Source organism: Enterobacter cloacae subsp. cloacae ATCC 13047, assembly GCF_000025565.1.
GTDB classification, from domain to species: Bacteria; Pseudomonadota; Gammaproteobacteria; order Enterobacterales; family Enterobacteriaceae; genus Enterobacter; species Enterobacter cloacae.
The window spans coordinates 5,034,226-5,053,347 of sequence record NC_014121.1; the positions used below are offsets into that span (position 1 = coordinate 5,034,226).

Consider the following 19,122-nt stretch of genomic DNA (forward strand, 5'->3'; position numbering starts at 1 on the left):
ACGAAAAGGAAAAAACGCGTGACGCCGGAAAATAACCCGCAACGACCGACTCAACAATTAGATTACGATCCCATCAAGAAGATGGAGACCGGGCCCGAAGAGCCCAGCACACCCGGCAAAGCCAGCAAAGCGCTGGGGACGGTCACTACGCTGGCAGAGAGAGTTCAGCAGATCCCCATGATTGCGCACCTGATACGCGCCGCGGAACGTTTCAACGACCGGATGGGGAATCAGTTTGGTGCAGCGATTACCTATTTTTCCTTTTTGTCGATGATCCCGATCCTGATGGTCTCGTTCGCGGCAGCCGGTTTTGTGCTCGCGTCTCATCCGACGCTGCTGCAGGATATTTTCAATAAGATCCTGAATAACGTCAGTGACCCGACCCTCGCCACCACGCTAAAAAGCACCATCAATACTGCCGTGCAGCAGCGCACCACGGTGGGTATTGTCGGTTTGCTGATTGCGCTCTATTCCGGTGTGAACTGGATGGGTAACCTGCGCGAGGCCATTCGCGCCCAGTCGCGCGAGGTATGGGAGCGTAAGCCTCAGGATCAGGAGAAAATTTGGGTTAAGTATTTCCGCGATTTTGTTTCGCTGATTGGTCTGCTGGTGGCGCTGGTCGTCACGCTCTCCATCACCTCGGTCGCCGGTTCCGCGCAGCAGATGATTATCTCCGCGCTCTATCTGGATTACATCGACTGGCTCAAGCCTGCGTGGCGCGGCATCGGGCTGGCGATTTCCATTTTCGCCAACTACCTGCTGTTCTTCTGGATCTTCTGGCGCTTGCCGCGTCATCGTCCGCGCAAAAAAGCGCTGATCCGCGGAACACTGCTCGCGGCAATAGGCTTTGAGGTGATTAAGATCGTGATGACTTATACCCTGCCGTCACTGGTGAAATCCCCTTCTGGCGCCGCGTTTGGCTCCGTTCTGGGGCTGATGGCGTTCTTCTACTTCTTCGCCCGCCTGACGCTGTTCTGCGCGGCGTGGATTGCCACCGCCGAATACAAAGGCGACACGCGTATGCCGGGGAAAACACACCGCTAATTCCCCCTTTCGGGCTGAAAGTTTCAGCCCGATTCATCATTTCAGCATATATATCCAGTCCGTAACTTTTATTTAACTGAAAACCAGTTTTATCCACTGATATTTAAAATCTGTGAAGCATTTCATGGAAGTGTTTTGGCTGGCCTGAACATTATCCGCTTTTTGTTGCTTTTATCACCGGCTCGCGGCTTTGTTACAGATTGAAATGTCGCTTTTGCTGTGCGTAATATGGCCTTTCGTCCGACATAAAATAAGAAAATATTATGCAAGCAACCGCCACAACACTCGATTCCGGGAGCGAAAACGTTCCGGTCAACTCACGCAATAAAGTTGTCGTCGCCTCGCTGATTGGCACCGCCATCGAGTTCTTCGACTTTTACATTTACGCCACCGCAGCGGTCATCGTCTTCCCGCATATTTTCTTCCCGCAGGGCGACCCGACGGCGGCCACGCTACAGTCTCTGGCAACCTTTGCTATCGCCTTCGTCGCGCGTCCGATTGGCTCTGCGCTGTTTGGTCATTTTGGCGATCGCATCGGGCGTAAAGTGACGCTTGTGGCCTCGTTGCTGACGATGGGTATTTCTACCGTCGCCATCGGCCTGCTGCCCACCTACGAGACCATCGGCATTCTGGCACCGGTGCTGCTGGCGCTGGCGCGTTTTGGTCAGGGTCTGGGTCTGGGCGGTGAATGGGGCGGCGCGGCGCTGCTGGCGACCGAGAACGCCCCGGCGCGTAAACGGGCGCTGTATGGCTCCTTCCCGCAGCTTGGCGCACCGATTGGCTTCTTCTTTGCGAACGGCACCTTCCTGCTGCTCTCCTGGCTGCTGACCGATGAACAGTTCATGAGCTGGGGCTGGCGTATTCCGTTCGTCTTCTCGGCCGTGCTGGTGCTGATTGGTCTGTATGTTCGCGTTTCTCTGCACGAAACACCGGTGTTCGCGAAAGTGGCGGCGGCAAAAAAACAGGTAAAAGTGCCGCTGGGCACGCTGCTGACCAAACATGTCCGCGTGACCGTGCTGGGCACCTTTATCATGCTGGCTACCTATACGCTGTTCTATATCATGACCGTCTACTCCATGACGTTCAGCACCGCTGCCGCGCCGGTTGGGCTGGGTCTGCCGCGTAACGAAGTGCTGTGGATGCTGATGATGGCGGTGATTGGGTTTGGCGTCATGGTGCCGATTGCCGGCCTGCTGGCGGATAAATTTGGCCGTCGCTCCAGCATGATCACCATCACGACGCTTATCATTCTGTTCGCCCTGTTTGTCTTCCCGCCGCTGTTAGGCTCGGGCAGCCCGGCGCTGGTGATGGCGTATCTGCTGATTGGTCTGAGCCTGATGGGATTAACCTTCGGCCCGATGGGCGCGCTGCTGCCGGAGCTGTTCCCGACGGAAGTGCGTTATACCGGCGCGTCGTTCTCCTATAACGTCTCGTCGATTCTGGGAGCGTCCGTTGCGCCGTATATCGCCACCTGGCTGCAGGCAAATTATGGCCTGTTCTACGTGGGCGTGTATCTGGCGGCCATGGCGGCACTGACGCTGATTGCGCTGCTGCTGACGCACGAGACTAAGCATCAGGCGCTTTAAGCTAATGCCGGGTGGCGCTGCGCTTACCCGGCCTACATTTGAATCGTAGGCCGGGTAAGGCGTAGCCGCCACCCGGCAAATACAGACCGCACCTTACCTCTTCATCTGCGACAAAATCGTCCGGCACTGATTGGCTTCCCCTTCTGATGGCGAAATCAACGCCAGCAGCGCCGCGGCTGGCGTGACCAGCGTTGCGAGCGCTGCCGCTACCGCGCCGCGCGCAATCAGCGGCCCGGGTTTTACTCCCGCCTGCGGATTTTTGAAAGTGCCGCGCACGTAAAGCGGCGAGCGCAGGGTGATGATACGGATCCCTTTGCTTTCCGGATCGATGGTTAAATCAAGCTGCTCAGAGGCCATGCTGGCGGTTCCGGTCACGTTGATTACCGCGTTTTCCGTGTCGAAGGCAAAAATCTGCGGCCGCGCCACGCCGTTAACCAGATCCAGATTCGCCGCCGCGCAGTTCACCCGCACCTCATCGTCACCAAAGATCTGCCCGATGATGTAGTTCCCGACGTTCAGCCCCAGGATTTCCATCAGGTTGCGGCTCACCAGCCCGTCGTTCATCAGTAGCTTGAGGTTGCCGTTACTGCTCCCGAGCAGCGCCGCCACGGAGTTCCCCACCCCGCGAATGTCCGCGTCACCGTTCATTTCACCGAGGGTCTTCTGCATCAGCTCCACGTTGGGCATCAGCTCTTTCAGCTTAAGCCTGCGCGCCTGTATATCAGCCCGACCCTGCATCGGCTTTTTATCGCCTTCCAGATGAATGTTCGAGGAGATGGTTCCGCCCGCCATGCCAAACTTCAGCGGCTGCAGACGCAGGTCGGCATTTTTAAGCAGAATATGGGTTGAGAGGTTGCTGATCGGCAGCGTGCTGCCGTGCTCGATTTTTCGCCCTTTGAAGCGCACATCCGCATCCATTACATCCCACTTGTCGGTTTCAAAGCGATCGTAGGGCAGCACTTTCCCCGCGGGCTGAAGGTCTTTTTTGACCTCTTTCGACTTCGTGCCTTTGCCAGAATCAACGCCGATCAGAGGGCCCAAATCGGCAAGCCTCAGCTGGCGGGACTCCACATCCCCTTCCAGTTTCGGACGCGGTTTGCCGGTGGTGTAGGTCAGCGTACCGTGGATATCGCTGTCGCCGATACGGCCGTTGAAATTCCGATAGTCAAAGACAGACGATTTTTCCGTATCGAGTTTGGCCACCAGATGCCCGTCCGTCTCAAACGGCGGCGTATCCGGCAGCAGCACGCCGGTGAGTTCGTAGAGCTCCCCCAGCGAATCTCCGGCAAACTTGAGCTGCAAATCAACCCCGCCCATGTTCATTGGATCGTTGACCGTGCCGGTAAAGGCGACTCGCGTGTTGCCGGAGCGGAAGTCCGCCTGCACCGGGAACGGGGTACCTGCGCTTCGCAGCGCCAGCATGCCGCCAATTTTACCGGTGCCGGTCAGTGGCTGTCCGTTGTAGCGCCCGGTGGCCCGCAGGCCGAAAACGTAATCGCCCGCGCTGGCGTTATCCCCTTTCGCTTTGGTGCCGGTCACTTCACTGAACGGCAGCGGCTTACCCAGCGGATCGACCAGGATCTCCACGTCAGCCTTGCTGACTTTATCGTCGATGGCGATCCGCCCGCGATCGAACAGAATGTTATCGAGACGGAATGACCACGAAGAGGGCTGGGCATTGGGATCTTTCTCGCCGCTGCTGGCGAGGTTAAAGGTCCAGTTATTGTTTTTTTCCGAGAGACGGATCAGGCGTGCATCGGGCTGCTGAAGCTTGATCCACGGCAGGTAGACGGTTTTTGTCAGAAGCGCTAACGGCGCCAGCGTGGCTTCAACCCGCGGAAGATGCACCATGGTGACGGCAGGAATATCCGGCGGATTGCCCAGAACGATGTCGTCGGCGTGAACGTGCGGCCATGGGATCCAGCTTCGCCAGCCGGTCTCTTCTTTCTGACGCTCCCAGACCACGCCCAAATCACCGCGTATCGCGAAGGGGCGGTTCAGTTCAGTTGAGACTTTCTGGTTGATGGTCGGCTTAAGACGGTTCCAGTCGAATGTCGCAATAATGATGATAGCGACCACGATCAACAACAAGAAAATCCCTGCTGTCCAGGAGATTACCCTGGTTGTTTTAGTCATTTTGATCCCCTTTTCCTGATGACCTGTCCTGTAAAACTATAGTCCAGACAAAGGGAAACGGGCGGTTCAGAGGTTGGTTATCACACCGTCGAGGGTATCCATGGGCACCGGACGTGAGAGGTAATAGCCCTGCGCGGCGGCGGCGGGTGAGTTTTGCACATCGCGCCACTCTTCCAGCGTTTCCACACCTTCCACAATGACGCCTTTGCAATAGCGGTTCATCAGCTGTAATAACAGCGTAAACAGATTCCGCCCTTCCGGGGTCTGGCGCAACATAATGAACAGATCGCGGGCCACTTTGATGTAGTCGTAACGCACTTCGCTGAGGGCGGAGAAGTTCGCCATGCCGGTGCCAAAGTCATCCAGCCACAGGGGGCCAAATTCACACATCGAGGCAAAGGAGGATTCCTGCGGCAGGCGGACATGCTCCACCAGTTCAAAGCGCATCCACGGCAGGGTGGCGATAAGCTCCTGCAACTTCGCGTTCTGGCGCAGCGCCAGCAGAGTTGGGCCATCCACGTTGACCGAGGCCAGAATATCGTGCTGTTCGAAAAAGGCCTTTTTCGTTTCCAGCATGCGCAACTGCTCTTCCAGCACGTCCAGGCGCTGGCGCACGGCGACTTCGGCAAAATAGCGGTCCGGCGCGATACGCTGTGAAGGGTTAGAGGGGTGTGTAACGACCGTCAATATTTCAATCGCCATCAGTCGACCGTCGGTACGATAGATCGGCTGGTAGGTATACACACGCTCACATTGCAGCCAGTAGCGATGCTCCTGCAAGTTCTCAATACTTGCCTCAGGCGTAGTGCTCAGCCGCTGGATAACCTGCTCTGACTTCATTTCAGATGTCCTGTTGTTGGGATGGCCTTTCTGGACTCGTCACTGGGTTATCGGCGCGATAATTGAGAACTTTATGTTCAATTCACCGGGAAAATGAAATTAAGATGACAGAAATGAACAGGAACACGCGCTGGTTCAAAAAAATAATGGAACGATGTTTTAATATAGTTGACCTGATAATTCACACAGCGCACACTGCTTTTAAATACTCTGTTCAGGTTCATGATTATGTCCAAAAAAATTGCCGTTATTGGCGAATGCATGATTGAGCTGTCACAAAAAGGCGCGGACGTTAGCCGCGGTTTTGGTGGCGATACCTTAAACACCTCCGTGTATATTGCCCGTCAGGTGCCGCCGGAGGCCCTCACCGTGAACTACGTCACCGCACTGGGTACGGACAGTTTCAGCCAGCAAATGCTGGACGCCTGGCAGAGCGAACACATTGATACCTCGCTGATTCAGCGCATGGAAAACCGCCTGCCGGGTTTGTATTACATTGAAACCGATGATACCGGCGAGCGCACCTTCTACTACTGGCGAAACGAAGCTGCGGCCAAATACTGGCTGGAAAGCGACGACGCAGCCGCCATTTGCGAAACGCTGGCGACGTTTGATTATCTCTATCTGAGCGGGATTAGCCTCGCCATATTAAGCCCGACCAGTCGTGAAAAGCTGCTGTCGCTGCTGCGCGAATGCCGCGCCAATGGCGGGAAGGTCATTTTTGATAACAACTACCGTCCGCGCCTGTGGGCCAGCCGTGAAGAGACGCAGCAGGTTTACCAGCAGATGCTGCAGTGCACCGACATCGCGTTCCTGACGCTCGACGACGAAGATGCCCTGTGGGGCGAGAAACCTGTTGATGAGGTTATTGCGCGCACCCAGGCCGCTGGCGTGAGCGAAGTGGTGATTAAGCGCGGCGCGGCATCGTGCCTGGTGGCCGTAGCAGGTGAGGCGGTGATTGACGTCCCGGCGGTGAAACTGGCGAAGGACAAAGTGGTGGATACTACGGCAGCGGGAGATTCCTTCAGCGCGGGCTATCTGGCGGTGCGCCTGACGGGCGGCACGCCTGAAGCGGCTGCACAGCGCGGGCACCTGACGGCCAGCACGGTGATTCAGTATCGCGGGGCGATTATTCCGCGTGAGGCGATGCCTGCTTAAATAAGGTGCGGGCTGGTGCCCTCACCCTGACCCTCTCCCACCGGGAGAGGGAATTTTTTAGATTACTGCCCCTGTGGAATATCCGTCGCGTCCTGATGCAGATCATCAGACGTTGCCGCCTGCGTAGGTTGCGGCGCGGCGGTCATGATTGAATCCCATGTCGCCTGCAGCTCCTTCATGTTGTATTCCGGCTCGCCTTTCGGCTGCAGAAGGACTAATCCCATATCCTGAGACAGCTGCTGACGTAAATCCTGATTTAACATATCGACGGTCAGCCCATTCAGGAAGTCCTGACGGAGCTTCTGGTACTGTTCCGGTGCGATGTCCACCACCTGATTCTGCAAGGAGCGAATACGCTGGCTGATCAGGATATCCGTATCGGCGCGGGCATAGGTGGCAAACAGCTTCTGCAGTTCCAGCTTTTTCTGCGCGACCAGCGCGTTGAACTCTTCTTCAGACAGGCCCTCTTTGCGCACTTTTGCCAGCTCTTTCGCCACCACGCCCAGATTGGCATTCAGCTTATCGCCAGGCGATTCGATATTAATGGCGCACTGGGCGCGCTGGAACAGCACCCGGCAGTCGAAGCCCAGCGCAATGTTCTTCACGCTGTTCTTACTGAGGCTCTGCTGAACGTGCCAGAACAACGCCTCACGCGTCAGATCCGCACGCCAGTAGCGCAGCAGCGCGGCGGATTCGCGGATAGGCTGCCAGGCGGTATCCCACATCATGGAGAGCCGGTCCTGACGCACGGCATCAGTGGAGATGCTGACTGGCTCTGTCCGCAGCGGGGAGAGCGTCGGGACAGGAGCAGGCGTTTCACGCTTGCCTTTCAGCTCGCCGAAGGCTTTGTTGATCTGCTCAACCACCGCGCGGCTATCCACATTCCCGACCACGATCAGCGTCATCGCGTCCGGGGTGTACCATTTCTGATAGAACGATTTTACCTGTTCGGCATCGACCGGCTGTTTCAGCGGCTCTGCCGGGTCGTGCCCAAGCAGCGCTGAGCCTTTCAGGCGATAACGCCACCAGCCCTCTTTGGTATCCGCAGGCCAGGTCGCCACCATATCGCTGTTGCTCAGCGCATAGTTAACGGTTTCCGGCGTGATCGCCAGATTGCCAGTGGCATCGGAGAGATACGTAAGGGCTTCTTTGAGCAGATCGTTACGGTTATTCGGCAGGCTCAGGTTAAACATGGTGTAGTCATACGAGACGACAGCCGGCGGCAATGGACGCTTCGGGTCAATGCCCTGCTGCCAGAGCGAACGCACCTGAACAGCCTGTAAACTGCCGCTCTGGGTGAGCGCCAGTCGGGGAATAAAATGGCTAAAGCCGGTCTGCTGGGTGCTTTCAGTGAGGGAGCCGGTATTCACAGACAGACGGATCTCAATACGATCGCTGGGACGCTGCGGCGTGGCTAACACCTGCCACTGAAAACCATTCGCCAGGGTCCCTTGTTGCCATGCCGGGTCTGGCTGGAGCGCATCTGCCTGCACATAACTGGCTGCTGCCATCATCAGCAAACCACCGGTTAAGAGTCGAATTTTTGTGCCCTGCATGTGAACCCCTGATCAACATTCCTGGTTAAAAAGAGTGTCTCGCGACGCGCTTCACTCTAAAAGATGACGATGAAAACACGTCGATTAGACCGCGCGTTCGGCAAAACGTCACGGTGAGAAGTGCAATATACCCAAAAAAAATCTTGTCGAATTATGACAGGTACGAACAGTCATTATGCGCAGGAGCCCGCATTCCGACAAGGGAATGCGGGAATTTAGCGGAAAATCAGGAGGATAAACCCGGGTTTTTGCTATCAGAAGAGCGATTATTCAGCGTATCGTCGAGCTTTTTGTGATCCAGCTCTTTAACCCATTTTGCCACCACAACCGTAGCCACGCCGTTACCCACCAGGTTGGTTAACGCACGCGCTTCAGACATAAAGCGGTCAATACCGAGAATCAACGCCAGACCGGCCACCGGCAGATGTCCCACAGCGGAAATGGTCGCCGCCAGCACAATAAAGCCACTGCCCGTTACGCCCGCAGCCCCTTTCGACGAGAGCAGCAGCACCACCAGCAGGGTGATCTGATGGAAGATATCCATATGGCTGTTGGTTGCCTGTGCAATAAACACTGCCGCCATGGTCAGGTATATCGAGGTACCGTCGAGGTTAAAGGAGTACCCTGTCGGGATCACCAGCCCCACCACCGATTTACGACAACCCAGCTTCTCCATCTTATCGAGCATGCGCGGCAGCGCCGACTCAGAGGAGGAGGTTCCCAGCACAATCAGCAGCTCTTCGCGGATATAGCGGATAAATTTGAAGATGCTGAAACCAGCCGCGCGGGCAATCGAACCCAGCACCACCACCACAAACAGAATACAGGTGATATAGAAGCAGATAATCAGCTGGCCGAGCTGTACCAGCGTGCCGACGCCGTATTTACCGATGGTGAACGCCATTGCCCCGAAGGCACCAATCGGCGCCAGGCGCATGATCATATTGATGATGCCAAAGATGACCTGCGAGAAGCTTTCAATGACGTTAAAGATCAGCTGGCCTTTGCTGCCCAGACGATGCAGGGCAAAACCAAACATGACGGCGAACAGCAGCACCTGCAGAATGTTTCCGCTGGCAAACGCCCCGATCACACTGCCGGGAATGACGTCCAGCAGGAAGGCGACCACGCCCTGATCTTTCGCCTGCTCAGCGTAAACCGCCACCGCTTTGGCATCCAGCGTCGACGGGTCGACGTTCATGCCAGCGCCAGGCTGCACCACGTTAACAATGATCAGACCGATAATCAGTGCCAGGGTGCTGACCACTTCGAAATAAAGCAGCGCCACTGCACCGGTACGCCCTACCGCCTTCATGCTTTCCATGCCAGCGATACCGGTCACCACCGTACAGAAGATCACCGGGGCGATGACCATTTTAATGAGCTTAACGAACGCGTCGCCAAGCGGTTTCATTTGCGCACCCAGTTCCGGGTAGTAGTGACCCAGTAAAATACCGATTGCGATGGCTGTCAGGACCTGGAAATAAAGACTTTTGAAGAGTGAGGTTTTCATAGAATGTCCTTGGGAAGAAAAACCACAGGCTTTGTAAGGTTATGGTTAACCTGCGGCTCTAAAATAACACCCGCATAACAGGACAGAAATAAACTCAGTTCAAATTTGAAACACAAATGTTAAGAACTTTGAGCTGGCTCGCACAAGCCAGCAACAAAATTACACTTTTGCGTTATTGCCAGCGCCGGAAAGGTACCGTTGTTCAAAGACATCCGACGGGACGGCACGGGCAAACAGGAAGCCCTGGCCTTTCCCGACACCCGCCTCAGCCAGCCAGCGGCGCTGCGCTTCCGTTTCGATACCCTCAGCAATCAGATTCAGGTTGAGACTACGCGCCATCTGAATAATGGCTTGCACCATGCTGCTGTCTTCCGGCAGCCCATCGACAAACGCTTTGTCGATTTTCAGGACATCCACCGGCAGCGTTTTCATGTGCTGAAGCTGACGCAGTCCGGCATAGCCCATGCCAAAATCATCCAGCGCGATGCGGATACCGGCGTTGCGCAGCGGTTTGAGGATCGCGACCGCCTCATTCGGGTCGTCAATACGACGGCTTTCCGTCACTTCCAGAATCAGCGTATCCGGCTGGATCCGGTAGCGATTGATGAGCTCCAGCATCTCCGAGACCATAGTGGGATGCATCAACTGCAGGGCAGAGAGATTGACCGACAGCGGCAGGTTGACACCACGCTCCTGCCAGGCGGCAAGCTGGCGGCATGACTCCTCAAGCACCCAGTAACCCACCGTGACCATCAGACCACAGGACTCAATACGTTCGATTAACCCTTCCGGCAGCTCCCAGCTGCCATCCGGCTGCTGCACGCGCAACAGCGCTTCCGCGCTTTCCACTTCACCCGTCAGCAAATTGACCTGCGGCTGGAGCCAGAGGGCAAACTGGTGGTTATCCAGCGCGGTGAGGATGTCGCTCTCTTCCGTCAGACGCTGCTGCGCCTTTTCCATCTGATCCGGGTCGAAGAACTGGATCTGGTTTTTCCCTTTGCGACGAGCGGTGAATGCCGCCGAGAAGGCGCGACGATAGAGCTGCTCTGCGGTCAGATCGCCATAGAACATGGCAATCCCGATACTGGCGCTGGGGCGAAGCTGAATACCCTGAATGGGCAGCCGCTCATTAATGACAGTGAGTACTTGCTGACCTAACGTGATCGCATGCCACGGCTCTTTCACGCCGTTCGCAATCACCACCAGGTCATAACCGCTGACCTGGGTCAGCACCATACGCGGGGCAAGCACCGATTTAACCTTTTCGACCAGCGTCAGCAACAGCATTTCACGCTGGCTCTCCTTGAGCACCCCAGCGGTATCCTGCAGGGTTTCACAGGCGATGACCATCAGCGCCGTGGTCTGCTGGCGCGCCACGGTCTGCTCCAGCATCGCCATCAGGAACGCTTTATTAGGCAGCTCCGACACCGGAAAACGGGTGGCGCTACTGTTCAGTTCATCCTGCTGACGCTGAATGCGCTGCTGGTTGAGGTTGTAGCTGCGCACCAGCATGCCGATCTCATCGTCATGATGCAGGCGGGGGAGCTCAAGCTGATGACCCATCTGCTCCTGGGGAGAAAGCGCGTTTAGCTCCCGGGCGATACGCCGCAGCGGGTGGACAATCAGCCGGTTAATGCACCAGGTCAGCGCCACGCTCAGTATCAGCGTCATAAGTAAGCAAGTGGTCACTAACGTGATAAACCAGCTCATAACGAACTTATACATGCGGTACGAGTCCGCCTGCAGAACAAGATAGGCCAGCGGCTGCGGATTTGCAGGGCGTTCAAGCGAGTAGATGGGAAGCGAAATTTGTACCGGCAGTTCAAACAGGCGCATCACCATCATCGGGACGGGACGTTCCGGGATAAAACTCATCCGCAACGCCTGGAACTGGTTCGGCAGCACCACGTCTGCGCGGCTGACGACGCCCGCAGGCTGAATACGTTTTAAAATGGTTTCCGCTTCAGGAATATCGCCTTTCAGAATAGAAGCCGAAAGCGGGCCACGCACCGAGCGGGCAATACTTTCTAATTGCGAAGCCGTGTTATAGCGATTCTGCTGTACGGAATGAAACAGCAAAATGACGCAAAATAGCAGTACAAACAGCAAGGTGACAGCAGAAACCATCGCCATCTGTTTGATCGTTAAGGAACGGCTGACACGCAAAATGACTCTCCACAGAACTCGAAGCGCAGGGCGCACCAGGGTGTAAACCTGGCGCGCCTGAGTATACCCGATCGCCGCACTTTTAAGAGAGACTTACAAATGGATTAAGTAAAATCCGATTACCAGTCCGCGTAGGGAATGAGCGGCTGTGGCGGTAAGTCCATATCACCCTGCCAGCCTGCGGCGGAGTAGCGTACATAGAGCAGCGCATGGCTTGGGGTATAGTCTTTCGCTTCCTGAATATCCACGCCAAGACCCACAAACCAGTTGGACGTGACCCGGCGCTCGACAATGGCCCGCGCGGTATAACCGGTGCCTGAGGAGCTGCTGCCGGTTTCCATCGCCCCCCTGTCGGTGTAGCGGCCTGGCTCATCGACGGGAATGAGTCCCTGAAGGGGATAGCGCAGCACATCGTTGGTTTTAGAGTGAGACCATGAGACAGACCCGCCCAGCTCCCAGGACCAGTTCTCCGTGCGTTTACGCCAGGTGACCGGCAGCGCAAAGGAGACATATTCCTGCGGGCTATAATAGCCGCCCTGACCCAGGGTATAGCCGCTCAGATCTTTATCGTAGTGCCAGAGCATGTTAGAGACACCGACAGTCAGGCGCTCGTTGTTTTTATTAATCAGCTTGTAGTAGTAACCGGTCATCCAGCGGACGCGCCAGTTATCCTCTACATTTTTCCCGGTCAGCGATTCCGCATTCAGGCTTGACCAGATGCCGTTCGCCTCGCCTTTATCGTAGCTGATGCTCACGCCACCGCCGGTGGCGCGCACGCCGCCCCAGGTGGTGCCGGTATTGGTGTCTTTTTGCCCGGCAAAGGCCAGCAGAGAGCTGGAGATCGGGCGACGGTGGGCGTTAATGGTGTAGCCGATAGGACCGAGATCGTTGCTATAGCTCACCCCGCCGACCACATCCACCACGTCAAAGCCCATTGGCGTGGTGCCGATATCCCATGCCCAGGTTTTATTCTGCCAGCCCACGGCCACGCTTGCGCCGTTTGACGTCTGACTGGTGTTGCCACGACATGGCGTTTCGGCACAGGTCCCCCATTTGGGATCGTAGGTGCCGTTGTTGGTGGCAAACGAACCGGCATCCATATTGACCAGATCGCTGCGGAAGAACATCCGTCCATCAGAGAGCGGCGCATCCACCTGCAGCATGGTGGTGTGGGCTTTCAGGTCGGAGTAGCCGCCGGTACCGCTGGAGCCCCAGTAGTCGTGCTGCAGCGTAACGTTAACATCCTGCTGGCGATACAAATCACCGGCATCGCTACGCACGCCGCGCTTCAGCCAGTCATCTTTTTCGTCGTTACGCGTCAGGCGCGTAAAGGTGTCATTGTCTGCCGGACGGATGGTGGTGATGCCAGAGGAGACCATGGCATCTTTATAGGTCTCCAGCGCCTGCTGAGGCTGGCCATTTTGCGTCTGAAAACGTGCCGCATCACGCAGCACCAGCGCGTTTTCCATTGACGCAGGCTGTGATTTTGCCTGCGGAATGATGCTGTTGAACGTCTTTTCTGCGGCAGCAGAATCACCCAGCCCCGCCTGCGCCATCGCGATGCGGCGCTGCATGTTGAGCGACAACGGCTGGCCATTTTGCGTCGCAGGCAGTTTCGCCAGTTCGGCACGCGCAGCGTCTTTGTCGCCCTGCGCACTGTAGATTTCGGTCAGGCCGAGGATCGCATCTTCGTTTTGTGGCTCGCGCTGCAACACGCCGCTGTATGCCGTTTTTGCTGCACTGAGATCGCCCCGCTGCTGCGCCCAATCCGCCAGGGTTAAATCGATACGGGTAGAAGCAGGTTGCTGACGAAGAAGATTTTCCGCCTCCTGCTCTTTGCCACTGTCGCGCAGGCGATTGGCGGTATCGAGCACCTGATTACTTTGCAGGCGGTCTGCAAGCTCCTGAATATTGCCGTTCCACTGGCTGCGCGGCAGCGTCTCCAGATGGGCCAGCGCGGCACGATCCTGGTCGTTACCGGAAAGATAGAGCCCGTTGGCATACACCTGATCCGGGTCGGTCGGTTTCTGGCTGGCAAGCTGACGCATCAGGGTATCTGCCTGACTGCGCTGGCCTGCGCTGTAGAGATCGCGCGACAGGCGATAGGTGATCCACACGTCGCCTGGAGAGAGCGCCAGACGACGACGCTGAACCTCGGCGGCCTGGGCGTATTTGCCCTGGTTCTCCAGCTGCTCGGCCTGGGCGGAGAGCTGTTCGTTGGTCAGGCTACGTTCAATATCATCAATGCTGCGACGCTGGCTGGCGGAGAGCGACTGGATAAACTGCGAGGCTTTTTCCGGTGACTGTGCGCGATAAATATTGGCCAGTCCGCGGACCGCGTTACTGTTGCCGCTGTCCATGCGTAATGCCTGGCGATAATAGCGCTCGGCGGCGTCGTTATCTTTACGTGCCGCTGCGGCATCACCCAGCCCCAGCACCGCATAACTGTCGCTATTGTCGATAGTGCGCGCCTGTTGATAATAGCGCTCCGCCTGTGCCGGGTTATTCGCTTTCAGCGCCGCATCCCCCTGCTGGATCAGCAGCCAGTAACGGTTCACCTTCAGCAAGCTGTCCCATTTGCCGCGGTTATCGCTCTGCGGATCGAGGGCGATCGCCTTTTCAAACTGTGCCACCGCGCGAGCACGGTCGCCTTTCTGGGAGTATGCCTGGCCCAGCGCGCCAATGGCTTCGCTGTCGGCATGGTTTGCGCTGACCGCCTTTTGCAGTTCCGCCACCGCCTTATCACCCTGTCCGGCATCCACTGCCGCCAGGCCTTGCGCTTTCGCACGGAAAGTTGGATCGGCGAGCTGTTTTTGCTGCGCTTCAAGCTGTGAACGCGCGGCGGTTACGTTCTCACCGTCACTGAATACGCTCAGGTACTTTTGCAGCGCGGAGACGCTGGCATTGCTGACAGGCTGGTCTTTGATCTGCGCATACCACATATCCGACGCCTGGCTTCGGCCATTGCTGGATTTGGCCATCTCCTGCAGCACCGCAAAGCCTTCATCACGGCGCCCGGTCTGGAACAGCAGCTGGGCCAGCGTCGACTGCAGCTGCGTATTGCCAGGGCTGCTGCTGTTGATCTTTTTCAACTGGTTAATGGCCGCATTGCGGCGGGCGGGATCTTTCGCCACCACATTCCAGTATTCCGTTGCCACGTCGCCGCCCGGCGGGTTGCCGTCGAACAGCTTGTCATAGGCGGCAATCGCTTCCTGGGTATGGCCTGTCGTGGCGAGTAAGCGAGCCTGCTGTAACTGCTGGCGGCCATCCGGCGTGGAGAGCAGCATCGTGTTGCGCGAGGACTGGTACGCGCTGGAACCGGGGGCGATCCCTTTCAGTCTATCCAGCTCTTTTTGCGCGCCGGCGTTGTCGCCCTGACGAAGCAGATAGCGAAAACGTGCCGCAATAACGTCAGGGTTGTTCGGGTCGATCAGCTCAAGACGATAGAGCGACTGACGCACCAAATCTTCACGCTGCGTCGATTCCCCCAGGCGCACCTGCTCCAGCAGCTGTTGCTGCTGCGGAGAGTTGACGGCCTGAGCCAGCGGCATCAGCGCCAGGCCAAGCGATAAACTGAGTAGATCTACTGTGAACTTGCGCATTCCTGGCCCCAATCCGGTATTAATTCACCTTTTGTGGTGAAACGAAAACGATGCTGATCCCATCCTTGTCCAAAGAGAGTCAGTACATAACTGTAGTAAGCATTATTATCAGGAAAGTGGTCAGCCACGCGCTGGCGCTGGACGGCCTGCGCATCACGCTGTTGTAAAAAAGGCAGCATGGCGGCAGAGAAGCCGACCGGGCCATTGCCCGTGCGTGCTCCACTCACCACATTCACTTTTTCCGGTGGTACACCCTGTTTTGTTGTGGTGGCGGCCATCGGCCTGAAGCGCGCCAGCAGCCGGGCTTTTTGAGGATCGTTATCGTTCATCATCCCCACCCAGAGATAGACGCGGATGGCGTCATATCCCCCCACCAGCGGCGGCTCCTGCTGTAACCGCCAGCCTTTGTTTTTCTGGTATTGCACCCAGTCCGGTGAAAAACCTTTCGGCGCACTCTCCAGCAGCAAGCGCAGATTGGTCTCACGCAGGGTGGTCCACGGGGCGCCAAAACGCGTGAAGTAGCTTGCGAGCTGTGGTGGAAGATAGCTGGGATTAAAACGCCAGGCGTTCTCATCGACAAAGCCAACTTTACCGGGCAGCAGCATCAGACCGAGGCCAGGTACTTTCACCACTTCTTCGCGGGCGATGCGCTCGAGTAGCGCCTTGCCCGTATGGGTATAGTCAGCGTCTTTCCATAACCGCCCCGCTTCAAGCAGGGACCAGGCGATCCAGATATCGGCATCCGAGGCGGAATTGGTATCGATAACCGCCCAGGTGTCTTTGTCTTTTTGCCCCCATAACCAGGCGGGGAGCGTGTCGTCGAGATGCCCCCCGGCAAGGTTATCCCGCGTCCATGCCAGCACCTTGTCGAACGCTTTACGGTCATTCGCGGCGAGGGCAAAGAACAGCGCGTAGCTTTGCCCTTCCGAGGTAGTGATTTTACGCGTGTCGCTGGGATCAATGACCCGCCCGCCCTCGCTGATGTAATCCTGTTTAAATTTCTCCCAGGCAGGCCAGGTACAGGCGGCGCGCAGAGGCGCCGCTGCCAACATCAACGCAATGACACACCAGCGAAAGGCTTTCATCACATCTTACTCATGATCCGGATTCAGGCGACGACGGCTGATGATACGCAGCAGACGCCACAGCACCCAGGCCAGCAGCACCACGCTGACTGCGGCCAGGATAGCGAGCAGAATCGGATGGTTAGAGAGCGCATACCACAGACGTTCGAACCATGGCAGATGCCCCACATAGTACACATCGCCTACGCGCAGGCTGTTCACGCCCGACTCACGGATCACCGACACAGAGCCGAACATCGCGGCACGTTTACCGCTGTCGTTCATCGCACTGTTGAGCAGTTCGTAGCCACGCGGGCTGTCTGCGAGCAGGGCAATCACGCTACGCTGATCGTTATACGGTGACTGGAAGCCGACCACGGCCGCCATCGCCCCCTGAGACGTGACAGCCGTCTGCGCGCTGGCTTTACGATCGTTGATATCCGGCATGATGCTCGGGAACTCGGTCTGACGCAGCGGCGTGTTAACCCAGGACTGGGCTGCCTGAACCAGCAGATCGATACGCTTCTCATCCTTCAGCTTATCCGGGATGGAACCGATCACCATGATGTCCGCATCTTTGTTCTGAATTTGAGCGCCATCATCCGTCAGGGTAACGTTAATCGCCGGCAGGCCCGTTTGCGCGCCTACGGTCGCCATGGTGTCCAGCAGCGTCGTCACCTGCCCTTCATTTGGCGCTTTTGGCATCACAACAATGGATTCAGACAGGTCCGCCATACGGCTGAACGGGAAGCCCGCGTTAGCAAATGCCCGCAGATCCGGCATGGCGAGGAAGTGATAGTACTTCGAGAAGTCGATGGTCGATTCATCGCCAATCACGACGTGGTTCTGCACCGGCTGGAAGGTGATGCAGTTGTCCACCGAACCGCCCGGCATTGGATTCATGTACTGGAAATCAAAGCGCAGCTGGTTTACCGCCCCGAGCTTCAGCGCCGGGATGGAGACATCGGTTTTACCATCCAGCAGCCCCTGCAGTACCGGCAAACGCAGCAGCAGACGGTTCGTTTCCTGATTACTCACCAAATTAAACGACTGAAGGAACTGGTTATTCAGGCTGATATCCATGCGCGAACTGTCTTTGGTTGACGGCGCGGTGTAACGATAGTTCATGTTCATATCGATACCGGTGGTGCGCAGCAGATACAGGTCCGGCGGCAGGTTCAGCGACAGGCTGACAGGAGACGGCTCAATCCCTGTCGACTGCAGCTGCTCTTCATAGGTTTTCAGCTCGCCGAAGGTGACGGCGCGGTCGGTACGTACCCAGTTTGGCGCGTCATAAGGTTTACGTGCCAGCAGCGGCTTGACCTCATCGACAATTACGCTGCTGCCGCGGAACAGGATATTCCCCTGCGCAATCGCTTTTGCCGCCTGCACCAGGTCTTTCTCATCACGCCCGAAAACCACCAGCAGCTTCACATACGGGTTATCCGGGTGGCTTATCATCTCAATGGTCGGCGCTTTGACATCCGGGTGCTCACGCAGGAAAGCAGGACGCTTCGCGTTGGTCGCAAAGATGATGGCATTTCTGTCAGGGATCTTGTCATACATAACCGGGAAGTTCTGCCCGCGCCAGCCGGAACGGGAGCCGAACCAGGAGGCCACGATGGTCGCTGCCAGTTGCTCCGTGACGTCCGGTGAGGACGCAAAGACCATCGGCAGGTTTAACGGGCGATTATCACGCGGATCGAAGAACGGCACCGGGAACGCGGAGAGATCGTTTTTCAGCGCCAGCGACTGGTAGGTCATCTGCAGCGATGAGTTACGCCCGACATCCATCCACAGCGTGTTGCTGGCCGGGTTTTCGCAGACGTCACGGTAATGGCCCACGAATTCCAGACGGATACGGTTAAAGTCGGTGATAAACAGCGGGTTGATCGGCACCTGAGCCAGGGTTTTCTTACCCAACTGCTCTTTGGTGACCGGCAGCACGTCCATCAGCTCGTCATTCAGGTAGACCTTCAGCTGAGACTGGGTCGGCAGCAGCGAAGGAGAAGGGGTATATTCCAGGTTCAGCACCGCCTTCGACACAACCTCATCGCTGCGCATACCAAACTCAACGCCGCCTTTAGGATTGACGCCGCGCAGCACCATGCTGCCCGGAGGCGGCGCAATTTGCGCAAAGGTGAGCTTCACGTCCCGCGACGGGGCATTCTCCGTGACAACAGGCGCATTAGCCCCCGGAACACCCGGCATCACCTGTCCCACAACCTGTGCGTCGGCCGGCAGGGTATTTCCCGCTGTCGGCTGGTTGGGAACGACGTTTTCTGTTTGACCGGGCGCCGCGGTGACTACCGGTTCGGTCGCTTGCGACACCACAGGCACCGTAGGAGCTGGCGTGGCCGTGGCGTTATCAGGCGCTGCGTTAGCCATTGTTGCAGGGAGCGTACTCATCCCCATTGCCACTGCACATAACCAGGAAAGTTTTGTTTTCATCGCGTT

Annotated in this window: 11 protein-coding genes; 3 read left to right on the top strand and 8 right to left on the bottom strand. The window is 57.0% G+C overall.

The annotated features are described in order from the left end of the window. Positions 1–18 precede the first annotated feature (18 nt). Both yhjD and ECL_RS24510 read left to right on the top strand, forming a co-directional pair. Positions 19–1,044 (top strand): inner membrane protein YhjD, encoded by a 1,026-nt coding sequence (gene yhjD, locus ECL_RS24505; RefSeq protein WP_013099206.1) that lies wholly within the window; start codon positions 19–21, stop codon positions 1,042–1,044. Positions 1,045–1,307: 263 nt separating this feature from the next. Beyond that, positions 1,308–2,630, top strand: a complete 1,323-nt coding sequence (locus tag ECL_RS24510; protein ID WP_013099207.1) for an MFS transporter — start codon at positions 1,308–1,310, stop codon at positions 2,628–2,630. A gap of 93 nt (positions 2,631–2,723) precedes the next feature. Here the strand turns inward: ECL_RS24510 and ECL_RS24515 are convergent, their stop codons facing one another. Beyond that, on the bottom strand, positions 2,724–4,766 hold the full coding sequence (locus tag ECL_RS24515; RefSeq protein ID WP_013099208.1) for an AsmA family protein: 2,043 nt from the start codon (positions 4,764–4,766) through the stop codon (positions 2,724–2,726). Positions 4,767–4,832: 66 nt separating this feature from the next. Further along, complete coding sequence (gene pdeH / locus ECL_RS24520; protein WP_013099209.1) at positions 4,833–5,606, bottom strand: cyclic-guanylate-specific phosphodiesterase; 774 nt, start codon at positions 5,604–5,606, stop codon at positions 4,833–4,835. A 228-nt stretch (positions 5,607–5,834) separates the two neighbouring features. Here pdeH and kdgK point away from each other — a divergent pair, with 228 nt between their 5' ends. After that, positions 5,835–6,764, top strand: a complete 930-nt coding sequence (kdgK, locus tag ECL_RS24525; RefSeq protein ID WP_013099211.1) for a 2-dehydro-3-deoxygluconokinase — start codon at positions 5,835–5,837, stop codon at positions 6,762–6,764. Positions 6,765–6,826: 62 nt separating this feature from the next. On the opposite strand, the gene ECL_RS24530 is transcribed toward kdgK, so the two are convergent. The 6 genes from ECL_RS24530 to bcsB all read right to left on the bottom strand — a co-directional run bounded on the left by ECL_RS24530 (position 6,827) and on the right by bcsB (position 19,116). Beyond that, a complete protein-coding gene (locus ECL_RS24530; protein WP_013099212.1) occupies positions 6,827–8,320 on the bottom strand; it encodes a M16 family metallopeptidase in 1,494 nt (497 codons plus the stop codon). 226 nt (positions 8,321–8,546) lie between these two features. Next, on the bottom strand, positions 8,547–9,833 hold the full coding sequence (locus ECL_RS24535; protein WP_013099213.1) for a dicarboxylate/amino acid:cation symporter: 1,287 nt from the start codon (positions 9,831–9,833) through the stop codon (positions 8,547–8,549). 159 nt (positions 9,834–9,992) lie between these two features. Then, the gene (gene hmsP, locus ECL_RS24540) at positions 9,993–11,999 is read right to left on the bottom strand and encodes a biofilm formation regulator HmsP (protein WP_013099214.1); all 2,007 of its coding nucleotides are present in this window, start codon (positions 11,997–11,999) and stop codon (positions 9,993–9,995) included. A gap of 119 nt (positions 12,000–12,118) precedes the next feature. Next, positions 12,119–15,601: a cellulose synthase complex outer membrane protein BcsC gene (gene bcsC / locus ECL_RS24545; RefSeq protein WP_013099215.1), complete on the bottom strand. Its 3,483-nt coding sequence runs from the start codon at positions 15,599–15,601 to the stop codon at positions 12,119–12,121. Continuing rightward, positions 15,583–16,686 carry a cellulose synthase complex periplasmic endoglucanase BcsZ gene (gene bcsZ, locus ECL_RS24550; protein ID WP_013099216.1) on the bottom strand — a complete coding sequence of 368 codons (1,104 nt, stop codon included), beginning with the start codon at positions 16,684–16,686 and terminating at the stop codon, positions 15,583–15,585. The genes bcsC and bcsZ overlap by 19 nt, the downstream gene beginning before the upstream one ends. Before the next feature lie 6 nt (positions 16,687–16,692). After that, positions 16,693–19,116, bottom strand: coding sequence for a cellulose biosynthesis cyclic di-GMP-binding regulatory protein BcsB (gene bcsB, locus ECL_RS24555; protein ID WP_013099217.1), 2,424 nt, complete (start codon positions 19,114–19,116; stop codon positions 16,693–16,695). Positions 19,117–19,122 lie beyond the last annotated feature (6 nt).